This window comes from Ktedonobacter sp. SOSP1-85 (genome assembly GCF_016587415.1).
GTDB lineage: Bacteria > Chloroflexota > Ktedonobacteria > Ktedonobacterales > Ktedonobacteraceae > Ktedonobacter.
Genome location: NZ_BNJI01000001.1, coordinates 1878119 through 1896491 on the forward strand (window position 1 = coordinate 1878119; position 18373 = coordinate 1896491).

Annotated in this window: 13 protein-coding genes and 3 pseudogenes; 13 read left to right on the plus strand and 3 right to left on the minus strand. The window is 51.9% G+C overall.

Annotated elements, in window-relative coordinates:
• Positions 1–11: 11 nt before the first annotated feature.
• The 4 genes and pseudogenes from KTE_RS08025 to KTE_RS48825 all read left to right on the plus strand — a co-directional run.
• Positions 12–822: pseudogene (locus KTE_RS08025) on the plus strand (IS6 family transposase); the annotation flags it as partial.
• 153 nt (positions 823–975) lie between these two features.
• Positions 976–1347: a hypothetical protein gene (locus KTE_RS08030; RefSeq protein WP_201380085.1), complete on the plus strand. Its 372-nt coding sequence runs from the start codon at positions 976–978 to the stop codon at positions 1345–1347.
• A 479-nt stretch (positions 1348–1826) separates the two neighbouring features.
• The gene (locus KTE_RS48820) at positions 1827–2333 is read left to right on the plus strand and encodes an IS630 family transposase (protein WP_236600299.1); all 507 of its coding nucleotides are present in this window, start codon (positions 1827–1829) and stop codon (positions 2331–2333) included.
• Positions 2264–2839, plus strand: a complete 576-nt coding sequence (locus tag KTE_RS48825; RefSeq protein WP_236600298.1) for an IS630 family transposase — start codon at positions 2264–2266, stop codon at positions 2837–2839. The genes KTE_RS48820 and KTE_RS48825 overlap by 70 nt, the downstream gene beginning before the upstream one ends.
• A gap of 140 nt (positions 2840–2979) precedes the next feature.
• Here KTE_RS48825 and KTE_RS08040 read toward each other — a convergent pair whose 3' ends face one another.
• The 3 genes from KTE_RS08040 to KTE_RS08050 all read right to left on the minus strand — a co-directional run bounded on the left by KTE_RS08040 (position 2980) and on the right by KTE_RS08050 (position 6165).
• Positions 2980–3780 carry an aminoglycoside adenylyltransferase domain-containing protein gene (locus KTE_RS08040; protein ID WP_236600324.1) on the minus strand — a complete coding sequence of 267 codons (801 nt, stop codon included), beginning with the start codon at positions 3778–3780 and terminating at the stop codon, positions 2980–2982.
• A gap of 490 nt (positions 3781–4270) precedes the next feature.
• The gene (locus KTE_RS08045; RefSeq protein WP_201380087.1) at positions 4271–5029 is read right to left on the minus strand and encodes a hydroxypyruvate isomerase family protein; all 759 of its coding nucleotides are present in this window, start codon (positions 5027–5029) and stop codon (positions 4271–4273) included.
• Positions 5030–5037: 8 nt separating this feature from the next.
• Positions 5038–6165, minus strand: a complete 1128-nt coding sequence (locus KTE_RS08050; RefSeq protein ID WP_201380088.1) for a LacI family DNA-binding transcriptional regulator — start codon at positions 6163–6165, stop codon at positions 5038–5040.
• A 408-nt stretch (positions 6166–6573) separates the two neighbouring features.
• On the opposite strand from KTE_RS08050, the gene KTE_RS08055 reads away from it, so the two are divergent.
• The 9 genes and pseudogenes from KTE_RS08055 to KTE_RS08105 all read left to right on the plus strand — a co-directional run bounded on the left by KTE_RS08055 (position 6574) and on the right by KTE_RS08105 (position 18284).
• Positions 6574–7947 (plus strand): ABC transporter substrate-binding protein, encoded by a 1374-nt coding sequence (locus tag KTE_RS08055; RefSeq protein WP_201380089.1) that lies wholly within the window; start codon positions 6574–6576, stop codon positions 7945–7947.
• Positions 7947–8915 carry a carbohydrate ABC transporter permease gene (locus tag KTE_RS08060; RefSeq protein WP_201380090.1) on the plus strand — a complete coding sequence of 323 codons (969 nt, stop codon included), beginning with the start codon at positions 7947–7949 and terminating at the stop codon, positions 8913–8915. Before KTE_RS08055 ends, KTE_RS08060 begins: the two co-directional genes overlap by 1 nt.
• Positions 8912–9766: a carbohydrate ABC transporter permease gene (locus KTE_RS08065; RefSeq protein WP_201380091.1), complete on the plus strand. Its 855-nt coding sequence runs from the start codon at positions 8912–8914 to the stop codon at positions 9764–9766. Before KTE_RS08060 ends, KTE_RS08065 begins: the two co-directional genes overlap by 4 nt.
• 31 nt (positions 9767–9797) lie before the next feature.
• Positions 9798–10898: a zinc-binding alcohol dehydrogenase gene (locus KTE_RS08070; protein WP_201380092.1), complete on the plus strand. Its 1101-nt coding sequence runs from the start codon at positions 9798–9800 to the stop codon at positions 10896–10898.
• A gap of 32 nt (positions 10899–10930) precedes the next feature.
• Positions 10931–11560, plus strand: a pseudogene (locus KTE_RS47430) (IS607 family transposase).
• A complete protein-coding gene (locus KTE_RS08085; RefSeq protein ID WP_201380094.1) occupies positions 11520–12815 on the plus strand; it encodes an RNA-guided endonuclease TnpB family protein in 1296 nt (431 codons plus the stop codon). Before KTE_RS47430 ends, KTE_RS08085 begins: the two are co-directional and overlap by 41 nt.
• Positions 12816–13151: 336 nt before the next feature.
• Positions 13152–13991, plus strand: a pseudogene (locus KTE_RS08090) (trehalase family glycosidase).
• A gap of 1352 nt (positions 13992–15343) precedes the next feature.
• On the plus strand, positions 15344–17803 hold the full coding sequence (locus KTE_RS08100) for a serine/threonine-protein kinase (RefSeq protein WP_201380098.1): 2460 nt from the start codon (positions 15344–15346) through the stop codon (positions 17801–17803).
• 64 nt (positions 17804–17867) lie between these two features.
• Entirely contained in the window at positions 17868–18284 is a 417-nt protein-coding gene (locus KTE_RS08105; RefSeq protein WP_201387280.1) for a hypothetical protein, read from the plus strand.
• The last annotated feature ends 89 nt before the right edge of the window (positions 18285–18373 follow it).

Genomic DNA, 18373 nt, shown 5'->3' on the forward strand with positions numbered 1-18373 from the left:
AAACTTAGTGCTTCAATGAGCGAACGGGCACTCCTTTCAATTCTCTTGAGGCTCCTACTGACATCGTTTTCCTTGTGGTTCTGTGGCGACTTCGCTCTAGGTTGAGCCTACGCGATAGTGCCGAGATGTTTTTGGAGCGTGGCTTTGTCTTTCCTCACGAGGCCGTTCGGGACTGGGAAGCTCGGTTTGCTCCTTGATAGCAGAGCAATTGCGAACCAAGCGCTGTGGCCAAGCAGGGAGATCCTGGTATGTTGATGAAACCTCTCTGCGCAGTGCATGGGAAGTGGTGCTACCTCTATCGGGCTATCGACCAAGATGGCAATCTCGTTGATTCTCTGTTGAGTGTTGAGCGAGAAGCGGAATATGGAGGCAGCCCAGCGATTTTTCAAGCAGGCAGTTGCTGTGGTTGGTCAGGCTCCTGAGCAAGTCACGACCGATGGGCATCGTTCTTATCCACGAGCTAGACGCGAGACGATAGGGAGTCATGTCCAGCATCGGACAAACAAGTATCTCAATAACCGATTGGAGCAAGATCACCGTGGCATCAAACAGCGATACTATCCGATGCATGGTTTTGGAACCGTTGAAGCTGCGGCACGCTTCTGTCGTGCATTTGATGAGGTTCGTCAGTTCTTTCGCGTTCGGACCATCATGAAGCAAAAGGTTTCCCTGGCTCAACAACGCGAGGTATTCCGCCAGCGATTGGACATATCGAAGGCGTTAGCTCTGGTGATGGAGGAGAGAAGAGCAGGCTTGCGCGCTTTATTCGCTCTTGCGTTCTCAGCTCTGACAGAACCCCTTGTGGGGTGTCGCGACACCTGAAGAGCGGTATGAGATGGTCACGATTCTCTTGGAGCTAGAGGGTTCTCCTATGATACCCAATTGAAAATGATTGCTGCACTCAAACCGCGCCCGGCATTCCTGTCCATTTTCCGTATGCGTAAAGGAGTTTTTGAACACAAAGAAACCAGTGAATTGCTACAAGCAACTCACTGGTCGCAACGGAACCGACGGGCGACGAACCACCGGTCGCACCTAGCATTGATTCCCATTGACAAGTTATTTCCCGGTCGCGGTGATATTCTTGTCTATACGCCAAAGTCAAGTGCTGAATATATCCAATCTGATGATCCATTTGACCAGGCACTTGATAATCCGGAAGTGGTTTCCTTCTCGCAACGCCGCCCAGGTCCAGACACATCACAGTGGAAAATACCCGTTTCGGAATGGCCAAATGTGGTACGCCGCGTTCTCGAAAACCAGGAGTCGCTGCGAAAGGTAGCGGAGGAGTATAGGGTTTCGTATGAGACGATCAGGCGTGTCGTTCGTGCTGCTTGCAAACAGTAAGGAAGCCCTTCTTGGTAACGACACTGACAGAGCAAAGGGAGCCATGTTTCCAAGGAAGCCGTCTCTCTTCATGAGGAAACCCTTTCCCTGCACCACCAGATACGGACATTGACATCACCCTACCATGCAAGCATCCATCAGTCGAGAGCTACTACTACGAAGAATTTCTCTCCGTCGAAGCTGTGCTTCCAGAACAGGACTCTTCTCAAAACCAACCAACCTCTTCATAAGATTCTTCTTACCCGTCACGATGGGCAACAAAGGCCCAGCATAGAGCTGGGCCTTTGTTGCCCTACAATATATTCTCTTCTTTTTTATCGTTTTTTTGCGTTTTCTACATTTGCGCTTATGCAGGCGACCAGCCTCATTCGAGGAACACAAGTTCTAGATGTCTGCCACCCGCTCTCTTTCCCCCCTCATCTATTGACCTGAGCATGAGGATCTAAAGTGAAGCACGATGCGAGCCGATGAACGGAGGTATGAGCAAGAAAGAACCCCTTCCCAAAGATTGGCGCGAAGGTCGACGACTGCGTGCCTGGCAACTGTATCAGCAAGGCTGGAAACAGAAAGACATCGCCGAGGCCTTGGGAGTCACTGAAGGTGCGGTGAGTCAATGGATGAGTCGAGCGAAGCAAGATGGTCCTGATGGGCTGCGCCACCAGCCACCACCAGGTCCCCAACCTAAACTGACTGAGGAACAACGCGCCCAGTTGCCTGACCTGCTGGCCAAAGGATCCGAGCACTATGGATTTCGCGGTGAGGCCTGGACCACGGCTCGGGTGGCAGTGCTGATCAAGCAGCAATTTGGTGTCAGGTATCATCCAGCCCATTGTAGCCGCCTCCTTCGCGCAGCCAAGCAGAGTGTGCAAAAACCGATTGAACTGGCCACCCAAAGGAATGAAGAGGCCATCAAGGCATGGAAAGAAGAGCGCTGGCCTGCCCTCAAAAAAAAGCAGAGCAAGAAAAGCGGCAGATCGTTTTTGTAGACGAGGCGGGCTTTTATCTCTTGCCGATGGCGGTACGCACGTATGCTCCTGTGGGCCAAACGCCGGTCCTGCGCGTGCCGCTGACGTATGACCACATCTCGGCTATTGGTGCGCTGACTCCCGAGGGGCGTCTCTTTATGCAGACCCAAGAACGCTCTTACAAGGGACCAGATGTGGTGGGGTTTCTGCGACTGCTTTTGCGCGAGATCCCAGGCAAGTTGCTCGTCATCTGGGACGGTTCCACCATCCATCGCTGCCAGGCCGTCAAAGATTTCCTGGCGCAAGGCGCTGCTGCACGCATTCACCTGGAACGTTTGCCTGCCTATGCACCCGAGTTCAATCCCCAGGAAGGAGTCTGGAATCTGCTTAAACGTCGTGAACTCAAGAATCGCTGTTGCAAGGATCTGTCTGAGCTTGAGCATGAACTGCTGCTCGCCCGTGCAAGGCTCAGGCATCGCAAGCAGGCTCTGCGTCACTGTTTTGCTCATGCCGGCTACTCTCTTTAGGTTTTTATGCTCAGATCAATAGCAGAGACGACGATTCATTCCCGGTATCAATGACCGGGGCTTTCTCGCCGCGTTCTCTATAAATGTGGGCAAGCCGACTGGGATGCTGCAAGCCACCTGGATGAAAGAAGCATCCCCCATCATGTATGCGGGAGAGTGTCAACCTGTTGTACTTGCTCTATTCTCTCTCTGATTCTGTTGAGAAACTGTTTTACCTTCTTTTGATCTAATGTTTTGTCACATGTTCCGGCACGTAAAGCGAGGGCTTGCGTAAGCAGCTCACCATCAGCAGCACGTGTTTTGGCCCACTCAATCGCATCTACTTTTGATGACCAGTGATTCTCTTCAGCAAATCGCCACCCTCGACATGCATTGAGGATACTGGAATAGCCGGCCTCATCATGGTCTGTATGCCAACGCAATGAAGTAAGAAGAGCATTGAGTAGCCATGCTCTCGGAATGACCCCAAAGAGTTCGTGGGCATCTGGGCCAAAAATGCTGATACCATGTTCTCGTGCAATCGATCGATCGAGGAGAAACCAGTGAAATGATTCATCCTTTGGATCATAGGTGACATGAAAGCGCATTTGAGGACCAGAGTTGAGATTCACTTCAAATCCGGCAGTTGGAGAGGGGGTAGTTACTTTCTCTCTACTGTAGAGAACAAATTCACATCCTCGCGTTGGACATGGTAAGGAAGGATGGGCAAGTAAGGAAGTAATCTGTTCCTTTTCGTCCTGGCTGAGTTGTCGTGCACATACCCCTTGTATATCGATATCGCTTCTACCAGCAATAAACCCTCCTAATGCTGCGGAACCGACTATGTAGACCCCTAATAAATTCCCTTGCAAATAGTTATAAAGTAACTGAACCATTTGCAGGGAGTAGGTTTGAATTTCGGGTGGCAGGTTCTGCAATCGAGTATCAGGATTGATTGACACTTGACACCTCCTTGAATGGGTACATACAAGCGTTTCATACCTCGCGCCCAGATGTCTGAGAAGTTCTCGCTAGCCTTGCCCACTTCCCCTCTTCGCATTCCTTAGTCACGGGCCATTTGGGCAATCGATTTTCCGCTCGTTTGCGCTAGTCTTACGGCTTCTGCTTAAATTCGATGGGATAGGCCTTTTGTACTTTCTACGGCTTTGTTTCCCTTCTTTCTGTCGTAGTATACCTCAAAGGCTTTCCTACTCCACAAAATCAGGGGAAGTTCAGGTTTACTTTTTTACCCAAACACCCCCCATTGTGGTCCCAATCTCACTCTATACCACAAGCAGTACAAATGTGAGTACGCACGCTCAAGAAAAGCTTGAGCGTGCGTACTCACGCTAGGCAATGGTGGCTTGTGAAGTGTGGTGAGACCACAATCACCGGGATGGTATGAGAGGCAACAGCACCGCAAGTTTCCATGCTGAGGTCAGTAACTACGCTCTAAATCTGGCACAGGTCGAACGCATATTTTAATGAGGCGAGCGGATCACCGAGGGGGCTAAACTCATGACCAATATAACCCATATACCCGGTTTCCTGAATGGCATGGATGATAGGGGGATAATAAAGCTCCTGGCTCTCATCGATCTCGTGGCGACCCGGATTGCCTGCGGTATGATAGTGCGCGAAGTAGGCGTGGTTCTCGCGAATAGTACGGATAATATCGCCTTCCATGATCTGCATATGATAGATATCGTACAGCAGGCGCACCGCTGGTGAGTCGACCAACCGACACACCTCAACGCCCCAGGCAACATGATCGCACTGGTAATCCCGGTGATTCACCTTGCTGTTGAGTAATTCCATAACGAGCATGACTCCGGCATCCTCAGCGGCTTTCGCCACTCGTCGTAGCCCCTCGGCAGTGATCTGCGCGCCAGTCTCGTCATCCAGGCCCGCGCGATTGCCGCTAAAGACGATCAGATTGCGAATCCCCCATTGCTCCGCCAGGGCAAGTTTCGCATATATCTCCTGCTCAATACGTGCGTGATGCTCGCGCCTATTTAGGCCTTCCTGAATAGAACGATGACCATCCACAGAGACGATGGAGAGTCCATGATCCTTGATACGCTGCCAGTATTCTTGCGGAACTAACTCTACACCTCTCAGGCCAATCTCCGCCGCAGCGTGAATCAACTTGTTCGCTTCTACATGCTGGGCGAAGCCGCCCCACGAGAAAGATTGCTGTATCGTAGCCATAGTCTTGTCTACTCCTTCATCATATTTGTTGTTGGCGCAATTTGGGTAGTGGGCGCGTGTTCTGACGGCGCGACTCCGGTGGAGGAACGGACAACCAGGCGCGTTGAGAGTCGAACCTGGTGCTGAACCCAAGAGGTTGAAGTATCTTGTTGCCCCTGTTCGAGCACAATACGCACTGCCGCTTTTCCAATATCCGTCATTGGCAGTTCAACAGTGGTAAGCGGCGGCGTAAGATAGGGTGCATATGTGTTGTCAAAGCCGATAATTGAAATATCGTCGGGAACTCTCAGAGAGCGCTCATATATGGCCTGTAAGGCTCCAGTTGCCAGGATATCGCAGGTAGCAAAGATCGCTGTAGGTCTCCTGTCAAGTTGCAGAAATTGCCTGGTATAGGTGTACCCATCACCCGAGTTGTCATCATGCTCCAGAGTATAGTAGCGGCCAAAAGCGATCAATTGCTCGTCCACCGAGATTTGATACTTTTGTAATGTATCCCGGTAGCCTGAAAACCGTTCTCCCTCAACCGATTTCAGGCACTCAACGAAAGCGGGGTCCTGGTGTACATAGGTTGGGCCAGCGCCAATATAGGCAATGCGTCGATGTCCAAGTGAGATAAGATGCTCTACTGCCGCCGCTGAACCAACATAGTTATCTACCGTTACTTGATGAGTGGGGATAGCGGTAGGTTGTTGCACTTGCACAACCTGGAGACCCGCATCTAGCGCGAGGCGCACGTTGGTCTCATCGACCGCCGAGGTGAAAAGAATCGCGTCCACGCGACGCTGAATGAGCGTCTCTACCCCTAGCCGTTCACGACGTGCATCTCCTTGCACATTAATCATCAGGACACTCCAGCCATGCTTCATTGCCTCCTGCTCAACGCCAAGCGCGACGCCCGCGTAGAACGGATTAGGCATAATGCTATGGAGGATATGGCCGATGGTGAGCGTTTGCTGTTTCCGTAATCCCTGAGCTACAACGTTGATACGATAGCCCGTTTCCCGAATGGCCGCCTCAACCTGTTTGCGGGTCTCTTCCGCGATATACCCCTGGTCGTGCAGGACACGAGCTACAGTGGCGGTAGAGACTCCAGCCTTCCTGGCAACGTCTTTTAGCGTTACATTTCTTTTTTCCATAGTAGAAAAGGAAACCTGTTCTTCATTATCTGTATGATATCGATGACACTTAAAGCATACTTATCCCCTCCCTTTTTGTCAAGAAGCCTGCCGTTTCCTTGGAATTTCTCCCTTCAATTACCTTGACAAATAAGTGAAGAGTAAGTTATGCTTCCTATGTCATCGATGACATATAGCAAGATGTATACATCGCATGCTGCACCTTCTGAGCAAGAGAGCCGCTCAGAACTTCTCCCGTGAAGCGCTAGAGGTACTGAAAAGGCACCTAGATAGTTACTTTATAAGCTATTGTGGCAAAACTGTTATTTATCAGAAGGAAATGGCAAGTGATGTATATAACCACCATGATGTATACACATCAGCGAGTCATAACTGTTGGTTTTTAGCGCAAGCAAAGGAGTGAGCGCCATGCATTTACCTATCTCGCGGCGGCGTTTTTTGATAGATAGCGGCAACGCGGCCCTGGGCGCAAGCATTGCCGGAGCACTACTGGCCGCTTGTGGTGGCCAATCGAGCGGCGCAAATGTCGAGTACTGGTATGGGCTGGATGATGGGAAACAGCGCAACTATATGAAAGCGCATGATATCGATGCCTTCAATAAAGCCAATCCTAATATCAACATCAATATCAGCTTTAAGCCAACTGCTGATGTTGATCGCCTCATTCAGATCGCTCTTTCTTCTGGCAAAGGTCCCGATATCGTGCCTACCCCCGGACCCGCGTATGCCCTGCAATATATCAATGCGAACTTGCTGCTCGACCTTAGTTCGTACGCAGACAAATACCATTGGAAGGACAAAATATCTCCATGGGCGCTCGACGCCGGACGCATCCATAACAAGCTTTACTCGCTTCCTGGCTCCTATCAGACACTCATCATCTACTACAACAAAACGCTTTTTAGTCAGAAGGGCTGGAAGGTCCCAACCAACAGAAGCGAACTAGAAGCCTTAGCCCAGGAAGCTCAGGGGCAGGGGATTATGCCTTTTATTGCCGGAAACGCTGACAGTCGACCCAGTTCAGAGTGGTATACGACCATGTTCTTCAACCACTATGCAGGACCACAAGCCGTCTACCAGGCGCTTACAGGTGAGATCCCCTGGACTGACCCGGTCTTTGTAGATGCTATTACCCTTCTACGCCAGTATTTCCAAAAAGGGTGGTTCGGTGGTGGCATCCAACAGTATTTTACCAATAAGTTTGATGCGCTAGACTCTGCCTTTGGCAAAGGGAAGGCGGCTATGGACGTAGAAGGAAGCTGGGCCTTCTCGAATTGGTCGTCCTATTTTGGGAAAGGAAACTCCGATATGGAGTATGACTGGTTCCCCATTCCTCCCTTGCGCGAAGGAGTACCATCCAATCTGTACGCGCTGGGGATTGGGTACACCCTCTCCATTAAGGCCAGCAGCAAGACGGCGGACGCGGCGGCTACGTACCTGGACTGGCTCTACAGCACGCCACAACGCGCCGTGCAAGAAACAGCTGACATCAATTATCCACCACCACCCATACCGCTCAAGGCAACGGATTTTTCCTCGAACATTGATCCACGAGTGAAGAACCATTACCTGGCACTCAATCAGGCCGCGTCTCAAGGGAATTTCGGATACACAACCTGGACCTTCTGGCCCTCTAAGTCAGAAGTCGTTGCCTATGAGAGTCTGGATAAAGTGCTCACGGGCGATCTGACGCCAGCGCAGTTCTGCGCGCAGATGAACGACACTTTCCAGAAAGAGCGGGCGCAAGGAGTGGTGCCACCAATTCCAAAGGGACGGATCTAATGTTGTCAAAGCAGGCTCATCGTCAAGCCTCGCGATCGATCACTGGCGCGCTCTCTTCCGAGCGCGTCAGCCGCGACCGCGCCCGGCGTAGCACACGCGGTAGAAAGCGGAAGCTGCTCGCGTGGGCTTTTATGCTTCCATTCTTTCTCGTCAATTTTGTCGTTGTCCTTGGGCCATCGCTCTCTACGTTCTACTACGCCTTTACCGATTGGTCGGGCATAGGTGTCGCTCACTTCGTGGGACTAGCGAACTTCGAGCATCTGTTACACGACGTTGATTTTCACCAGGCGCTGACCTATAACCTGCTATGGGTCGTCATGTTTCTGACCGTCCCTATCGCAATGGGACTTGTGGGAGCCTTTCTGCTCTCGCAAATCAAGCGCTTCCAGATGTTCTTCCGAGCGGTGTACTTCATCCCATACGTCATCGCCAGCGTCGTGAATGCCGCTATCTGGCAGCAACTTCTGGACCCACAACAGGGGCTAGCGTTTGTGCTTGATCGTTTTGGCATTCACCTGCTGGATAATGTCTACTTTTTTGGGGATAAGAAGCTCGCCCTGGCCTCGGTGGCCTTTGTCGATAACTGGCATTTCTGGGGCTTCCTTGTCGTGATCTACCTGTCGGCAATGCAGGCGATTGATCCCGAACTCTATAACTCGGCGAGGGTGGATGGCGCAAACCGCTGGCGTCAGTTCTACCATATCACGCTACCCGGCATTCGCCCAGTGCTAGGACTCTCCCTCTTGCTGGTAACGGTCTGGTCACTGCTCGTCTTTGAGTATCCCTTTATCATTACACAGGGCGGCCCGGCGGGAGCTACTCAGGTAATGACCATCCTCCTGTACAAAAACGCGTTCGCGCTCAATGAGGCTGGTTATGCAGCGGCGATGGGATTATGTGTGAGCGTTTTAGCGGCAATCGTCGCGTCCATCTTCGTTTTCATACGGCGGAAGGGGGTAGAGATTTGAAATCGCACGCAAAAAAATGGCAGCAACGTGTGTGGGGCTATTCGGCAGGCACCATCTATTATCTGCTCGCGATTGTGCTCGCGGTATTCTCGCTGGGGCCAGTGCTCGTCTTGCTCTTTAACTCCTTGAAATCTGATAGCGAGCTAGGGAGCAATCCCATCGGCCTTCCGCTCCAGCCGTTGCTAAGTAACTATGTCAATGCCTGGAATCAGGGAAATCTCGGCGTTACATTGCTCAATAGCGTCATCATTACCACCGGGACCATCATCGGTATATGGATTATTGCTGGGCTGGCGGCGTATGCCCTGGCTCATATGGATCTGCCGGGAGGAAATGCCGTTCTTCTGTATCTGGTGATCTGCTTTGCCATCCCCTTTCAACTCTTTCTGGTTCCGCTCTACTTTCTCTGGAGTTCCCTCAATCTGACGGACAACTTACTGGGGTTAATTATCATCTACTGGGCAATCAATAGCCCCCTGGCGATTATGCTGTTGCGCTCCTTCCTTATCAGTATTCCGCGTGACTTTAGCGAGGCCGCGCGTATTGATGGAGCGAACGAATTGCAGGTCGCACTCCATGTTGTGATGCCACTCTCGCTGCCTGGCTTCCTCACTGTTGGCCTCGTGGCTGGCTTCGCTGCCTGGAACGAGTTCATTTACGCTATTACGTTCATCCAAGACAACTCGCTCCTACCCGTGTCGACGAGTTTCCTTTCGTTTCAGCAGTCCTTTCACCGCTACTGGGGACTCACCGACGCGGCTGGCGTCATTGTCATGCTCCCGGTTATCGTACTGTTCCTGTTCTTGCAGCGTCGTTTCATCGAAGGACTCGCTGCTGGTGGTTTGAAGTAAGGTGCTCTTGTTGTTCTAGAAAGGTCTACACATGTATCGCGGTCTCTACGTCGATAAGCCTCAAAGTGTTCGTATTCATGAAGAGCAGGAAGCTCCCCTGCAACCACACGAGGTACGCATTCGTACCACATTTGCCTCCGTCAAGCATGGAACGGAATTCCACCTCTTTAGCGGAGAATCCCCGTTTCAGGACAGGCGCTTTGATACACAACGACGACTCTTCGTCAAGAAAGAGGAGGGGGAGCAGCCAGATATCTTCGCCCAGCACTTTGTGGGCAACATGGTTGTCGGGACGGTGATCGAGATCGGTCAGGGTGTGAGTAAGGTGCGCTCAGGAGATACCATCTATTGTTATGGGCCAGCCTGTGAGCTGGTCACAAAGACAGAGGAAGAAGTGGAGCTATTGTGCGCTCCCATGAGAGCATGGGACGCTATGTGCCTGGACCCGGCATTGTTCGCCTTCGCGGCGGTACGCGATTCCGGGGCGCGTTTAGGCAATAACGTCGTTGTCTTTGGCCTGGGAGCTATTGGTCTCTTCATTGTCCAGATGCTTCAACTCAGTGGTTGCGCCCACATCGTCGCGGTTGATCCGATTGAGAAACGACGCGCGCTCGCCAGGGGATTTGGAGCCACCACCGTTGTCGATCCAACTCTTGAGGATATTGGCCTGATCACGCGAGAACTGTTTGATGGGCAGGGAGCGGATATCGCCATCGAAGCCAGTGGTAATTACAACGCGTTACATGGCGCGATGCGGGCGGTTCGCAACTGCGCTCGTGTTGTCACGTTAGGCTACTACAAGGGAAGAGATGCTGTGCTCGAACTCGGAGCAGAGTGGCACCACAATCGGCTTGAATTGATCAGCAGTATGCCTGTCTGGAACAACCCATCCAGAGAGTATCCTCATTGGGATAGGCAACGCATCACACGCACTCTCGTAGACATGTTTCTGAAGAAGCGCCTGACTTCTGAAGGCATTATCGATCCTATCGTTCCATTCGCGGATGCCGCCACGGCCTTTCTCGACATTTATCACAATCCGGTCCATGCGATTAAACTAGGAATCAGTTTTTCGTCAGGAGGCGATACACAATCCTTGACAGCGAAGGGGGAGATGAATATCAGATATTGACAAAGTGTGCAAAAGCGAGCTAAAACTATTATATATACTCAGTTGCACAGTTTGCCAAGCAAATAGGTGTAAGTGTAAAAACCTTGCAGCGCTGGGATCGGGAAGGCCGCCTCAAAGCGAAACGAACCATTTCCGGGCGTCGCTACTATGATGAGGCTGATCTGGCTACGACGCTCAATCTCCCTCATCGGCCACCCATACGCCGAACGGTGGCCTATTGCCGGGTGTCAAGCCCCGCTCAATGACCGGATTTACAGAACCAACGGGCCGCCTTAGAAAGCTACGCAGCCTCCAAGTCACTGGCGGTGGATGAGTGGATCATGGAAATCGGGGGCGGCCTCAATTTTGAGCGCAAGCGGTTTCTTCGGCTCGTCGATGCCATTATCGAAGGGCAGGTTTCGCGCCTGCTCATTGCCCATCAGGATTGGCTGGCTCGCTTTGGCTTTGCCCTGATCAAGCATCTGTACGAGACTCATCACACGGAATTGGTTGTGATGAACATGGAGACACTTTCCCCCGAACAAGAGTGAGTGCAGGACTTGATGAGTATTGTCCACTGTTTTCGTTCACGATTGTATGGTCTCAGGGAGTACCGCAAAGCCTTAGAGAAAGCGCTCAAGGATGAAAACCGCGCACAAAATACGGATCAACCCGACGCCTGAACAGGTGGAGTATCTCAAACGTGCCTGTGGTACGAGAAGATTCATTTACAACTGGGGGAGAGAACAGTGGGAGAAACAGTATCAAGCGTACAAAGTGGAACAGGAAACGGTCCCCGAGGCCGAGCGCACGCTCACGTCCCCCAACGCGATGTCCCTGAAAAAGCAGTTCAACAAGATCCGGGAGCAGGAGTATCCGTGGACCTACGACGTGACGAAATGTGTGGTGGAAGGAGCTTTTGATGACCTGAAGAAAGCCTACGACAACTTCTTCGCAGGCCGAGCCGAGTATCCCAGGTACAAGAAAAAAGGGAAAGCGCACGAATCCTTTTACCTTTCCAATGACAAATTCACCGTCGGCAGCCATTGGATGTCAATCCCAGGACTTGGCCGCTTCCTTCTGGATCAGCGCAAGATCGAGAAAGGGCGAGGGAAACTGCTTCGCAAACTTGGGACCGTCAATCTCGCCGAAAAGCTGCGCTTTGTGGAGGAGGGAAAAGCGCCACAGCCGACGAAGAAGCGCAACCAGCGCAAGCAGGTCATCTGTGGGTCGGTCAAAATGCTGGGGGCAACGGTCTCCTGTGAAGCAGGTCATTGGTATGTGAGTATTCAGGTCGAGATCAAGAAACAGAGCCCTCCCACTCCCACGGCTGTCGTGGGGGTAGATGTGGGCATCAAGCAGGCTGCTGTGGTTTCCGATGGGCGGCGACTTGAGAACCAAAAGCCGCTCGAACACCATCTGGGAAAGCTCGGCAAGCTGCAACGAACCCTTGCACGGAAGCAGAAAACGAAAGACCCGGAGACGGGCCGAACCGTTTTCGGCAAAAATTATGAGAAACAACGGGTGAAGGTGGCCCGCGAGCACCAGAAGATCGCCAATATTCGCCGGGATGTCCAGCACAAGTTTACTAGCGAACTGGCACGGACCGCTGGAGTGATCGGCATCGAAGACCTCCATCTGTTGGGGATGATGGCCAATCGCAAACTGGCGAGAGCGGTGGCTGATGCGGCGATGGGACAACTCTTGCAGTTCCTCAAGACCAAGGTCGCCACCGCAGGAGGAGACGTGTTCATTGCCTCGCGCTGGTTTCCTTCCACCAAACGGTGTTCGTGTTGTGGGCATGTCAAAAAGCGCATGCCACTCAAACATCGTACCTATCAATGCCTGGTTTGTAAACTCATCCTGGACCGCGACCTGAATGCCGCGTTGAATCTTGCGTGGTTCGCCACCGACATGCTTCGCCAGCTTCACACCTAAAGCTGGCCGTCCTGGGTAGTGGCTACGACCGATGACGTAAAAGCGCCTGTGGAGTCAATGTGAGACCGAAACGGGAGGGCTGATCCAAAGGTTCCCGTGCGCTGGCAACTGACGATGAAGCAGGAACAACTGACCGCTTAAGGGTGGGTTCGCTCACCTTTGAGTATGAGAAAGGTAGCAGTAGGACAATGAAGTCTATACATGAACCTCTTGTTCAACAGGCAATTGAGGTATTGCGGAAGAACTGGACAGGGACCTTTACTAAGCCCGGAGCGCTTCTCTAGGGTCACCAGTGATCATGGGATTCGGCTTTCGTCTCCATTGGAACCGTCCACTATGATCAAGCACGAGCAGAGCAGGAACTACGCTCTCTTCCAGGGACAATGGGCCAATGGCTTGTTACCGCATATCATATTTGATCCTGACGCGACGATCAAATATTTTTCATCATTTGAGTTTTGGGAAACGGGGAGCAGTCTAGCAGCGGATAGGCCCAGTGACAATGATTATGATCGCTATGTCTACCTGGTCAGATTCTTCTCATCCAGGGATCACGATGAAGCAAAGATTCGTCTTGACTGCCCCTTCCTCGTGCAAGACGTGCTGTTCAATGCGTTGCTCTGCCAGGCTGACTGCGACCTTGCGGAGATCTCGCGCATCGTGGGGAAAGACCCGACATCTTTCGAGAAGTGGGCTGAACAGACATCCCAGGCGATAAATAGCAAGCCCTGGGACGAGGAGCACGGAATCTATGTTGATTTTGATCTCGTAGAGAACAAACAGATTCACGTTCAGAGTGCTGCTGGCTTGCTGCCGCTTTTCGCCGGAATTCCTGACACAAATCGGGCTCAACGCATGTATAGCTACCTCAACTCGCGCTCCTTCTGCGGCCTGGATGAAGCCTGTTACGCGCTACCAAGCTACGACCGATAGGCACCCGATTTCTCACCCAACCGTTACTGGCGTGGTCCTGTCTGGATAAATCTGGACTGGCTGCTCTACCATGGACTACGTCGTTACGGGTTTCTTGAATACTCGCAACGTGTTCGCCAATCAGTCCTTGATCTCGTTCAGCAGCATGGCTTTTATGAGTACTACAACCCTCTCAATGGGGAGGGGCATGGCACACACCAATTCTCATGGACGGCCGCTCTGCTGCTAGACATGCTCCAATGACGGTTATTCTTGATCGTTCTGGGCAATTTGAAATTGCTCCCCATGCTTTGTAAAGATAGACACTGTTTCCAAGGGGGAGCCCACAGCTTGGAGTTTTGAATACAAAAAAATCAGTGAACTGCTTGTGACAATTCACTGGTCGCAACGAAACCGACGGGCGACGAACCACCGGTCGCACCTGGCCTTGATCCCCATTGACAAGTTGTTTCCCGGTCGCGGTGATATTCTTGTCTACATGCCAAAGTCCAGTTCTGATTATGCTCAATCTGGCACTCTACTTGAACAGGCCCTTGATGCTCCAGTAGGCATTCCTTTATCGCAACGCCGCCCAGGCCCAAACACACCACAGTGGAAAATTCCCGTTTCCGAATGGCCGAATGTGGTACGTCGTGTAGTAGAGAACCAAGAGCCGCTGCGCAAGGTTGCAGATGATTATGGGGTATCATATGAGACGGTCAGGCGTGTAGTGAAGGCGACAAGAACAAGATGAGAAAAAAGGCCACTAGCAGAGGAGCCTTATTTGTTCTATAATAGAAGTAGAAAAGGTATGCAAGGAAAGGGCAACCAACAACTATAGCAGCTTCGCTTCCCTCTCCCATTCATACTATTGCTGATGTTGCGATGCAGATTGGCCAGGGTGAAGATCCCTGGTTTGCTCTCGGTTGCTTTCGCCATGACTGGTGGCGCTATGCCACAGATCATCGCCTGGAGTTGATAAGCGAACCATTGCCACCAGTTACTACGTCGGAAGGAAAGCCCTGGGTCGCCTTTTGCGCGGCTACCGTTAAGGAGCTTTGCTTGAGAACATCTTTTTCTTGTCCTAAGTGGCTTTACCAGAAGGAGTATGTGCTTGAAACTCCCTGGTTCTTTTCTCCTCAAGTATCGCAGCGAGGCTGGTTGCTCTGAGCAGCACCCGAACCATTTCGACGGCGGAATGTCTTCGTCAGTGAAAGTGTGCTTGAGAACAAGTATGAACTGCAACGCACCTTCGACGCAAAACCCAGATGGTCCATCTGGTCGGACCAGGATCTCCAGAAACTCTCCGAGAGAAGAGAGACGAACGCGTAAACACAAGCTCAAGAATGTTCCCAAGAAGCAACGAGTGATGGTTCTGTCAGAATTCAGATAACCCTTTGCGCGGAGAAGTTGAGACATTCTTTTTCATGAAGCCATGTTAGCACACTGCTCAGTTCTGTACCGAGTTGACAATACCTTTGTTTGTTATCTGCGCATAATAAATAGCTATAGCAAGGTGCACAACTGCGTCTCTTTCTTTTATGCTAAATACCCACCTGCTATACTAAGCGCGAATTGACATAATTAAATTTTATGTATTAATTGAAAGTAATAGCATGATAGGAACAATATTAGGTCACTATCGCCTGTTAAGCGAATTGGGTCGAGGTGGTACCGCGACCGTTTATCTAGCTGAAGACATTCATCTCCATCGCCAGGTTGCTGTAAAAGTCTTTGCACCCAACCCTCAGACATCTAATACAACAGAATTCCTTGCTCATTTTACGCGAGAGGCACGCGTTCTGGCGCGCCTGGACCACCCCCATATCCTCCCAGTGTATGAGTATGGCGAGCAAGGTACTTACGCCTACCTGGTTATGCCCTATATGCCTGGAGGCTCTCTTCGAGACTATCTGCAAAAACACCAAGGGCCGCTTCCTCTTGAGCAAGCACTCCTGTTTATCCATCAAATTCTTAACGCACTAGAATATGCTCATCAGCAAGGTCTGATCCACCGCGATATTAAACCTGGCAATATCCTCTTCAAAAATGAAGAGACGCTTATGCTCTCCGATTTCGGCCTCGTCAAGATTGTAGAGCACACAAACAATAAACCCCTAACGCAGGATGTCACACGCACAGATAGCTTTGCCATTAAGGGCACACCCGATTATATGGCACCGGAACAGATTCAGAGCCGGCCCGATAAAACGAGCGATATCTACTCGCTCGGTATAGTGCTCTATGAAATACTCACCGGGCAGCGCCCCTTTCATGCTGACGACTCTATGGCACTCCTGGTAAAGCATCTCAGCGAGCAACCACGTCCTTTGAGTGCCTTCAACCCTACTATCACGCCAATACTTGAGCGTGTCGTGCTCCAAGCTCTGGCAAAAGATCCTACATACCGCTTCCAGTCGGCCGCTGCATTTCGCACCGCTCTCAATGAGGCAGTAAAACCAGATTCTGCTGCCCCAGCCCTCACTGATATGCCTTCTGCCATAGTCAATGACTCCAGGCTACCAGCTAGTCCTTTCCAGAGGCAAATCGCCACCACGCCCACCTCCCCTGAACCCATGGGCGCTAAACCTACAGACACGAATTACTATACTGCCCCAACAGACCAGTCTCCCCCTATGCCACAGGGAGTCGTCCCTACACAGAAGCAGACAACCTTCGCCCCAACCATCCTCGCTTCATATCCTCCATCAACATATTCAACTCCTCCTCCCACGACGCGAACAACGAATCGCGTCACCGCGTTTACCTACACCTTAATTGGTATAGCATTGACTGCCAGTGTCTTTGCCCTCCTCTACAATACTGGCTACCTCAATAATCATGCAGCATCTCCCGCCAAACCAGAGGTCGCAATAAATACACCCGCAAGCGCTAGGTCAACCCAAACACCTTCAAAAACGCTACTCCAGCCAGCCGCGGCTGCCATTACCACTGACTGTCCGACAGGGAGTGTAGCCCGTCCCGCAACACTCCATCCTGTTACGCAAGGTAGCCATCGCCAGCTTATCTACATTGTGAATGAAGGACCAGACAGCGCACCAACGCAGGGAACGCTAAAACGTCGCGACGCCGACAATACAGTTAAAGCGACTCCCATCCTGGGTGAACCAAACGTCCATATCAATGAGGGACAGGTCACGCAGAATGGGCAATGGGTTGTCTATATCTTGAACAAAAATGGGATAAGCCAACTCCGTCTCCTACGAGTGGATGGACAGGAACAACAAACGCTGTACTGTGCCCCTAGTGGCAATCAGCTAGCTGAGATGCAGCTCTCCTACGACGGGCAGAAGCTAGTCTTCAATCAGTACCCTGGTAGTGGAGGCAAGCCACTGCTCTACCTGTATACTATGGGCACAGGCACGTTCCAGATGATCCTCCAATCACAAATGGCTCTGGCCTATAGACCTATGACCTGGTTAGATAATAATCGCGTCCTTTTGTCTTCTTTCATCCCAGACTCGGGTGCTACTCACAACGATCTCTATACCCTGGATATTACACGGGGCCCCAATCAGCACGATAGCAACCTGCAAAAGCTGCTTAGTCAGAACTGGAATTGCGGTAGCTTTGATGTAAGCTACGATAGCACAAAACTCTACGTTGCCAACTGCGGCACCAGCGATGGGCACACTCCCGTTGGACCAACGACAATCACCGTTCAGCCCTCAACGGGCGGTACCTCCCAGGTCATCACACATCTGGATCAAGCCGTTACCATGCTACGCGCCATCACTCCCACAACGCTGCTACTCATGGTCGAGAACGGCAGCGGAGATACCAGCCAGAATGGCCTTTGGCGGATGAATACTGATGGTACGAATCTCACGCGCCTCTCCAGGGATACAACTGGTGGTCAGTCACTCTGCCCCTTTTCTCAGTATGCCTGGTCGAACGTATCGCAAGATGGGCAACTCTTTGCGCTCCAGGAGGCCGATCCTCATAGCGCTAATCGTAAGATGTACTATGGCTCCCTCGATACAGGGGACCCAACCTACTTTGCGGATATCTCCGATGGCACCGATCTGCGCCTTGTAGGCTGGAGCCGCTACTAATTGGCGTACTCACAAAGTCCAGAGAAGAAAAAAGTCGCATGCATATTGTAGGGTCCATGTAAGCATGGACTGGAAGCCCACGATTCATCGTTGGCGTGCCCGCAGGCCGACACTCAGGCACTCAGGGGAGATCGCTGTGCTCGGGGGGGCAGAGCAAGCTCTGCCCCTGCTGATCTACGACCTGGAGCGGCAAGTCATCGTAGGGCTCGTCCCGCGACCCAGCGTCTTCCCTGTCCTCGCGTTAGGGCTCCAGCAGACGGGGAAATGGGAGCCAAGGGAGGAAGGGCTCTGGTTACGCACCGAGTACTGGCCGCCCAAACGGGACATCACCACCAGGCATCTCCCACCCCCTGCGCACCCGAGCCTGTCGCCCGCACAGCGAGAAGAGGCGATCACGCTTTTTGCAGCAGCCCGACATGTCCATCCGCAAGGTCGCCAGCGCTCTGGGTACCTCGCGGGGAACGATTCAGCGGTTGGTTGAGCAGGAAGGCATCGAGCGACAGCCGAATGACCATGCGCTCTAGAGGAGCAGACAGCGAGAGGGCGAGGCAGCATTTGCCTCGCCCTCTC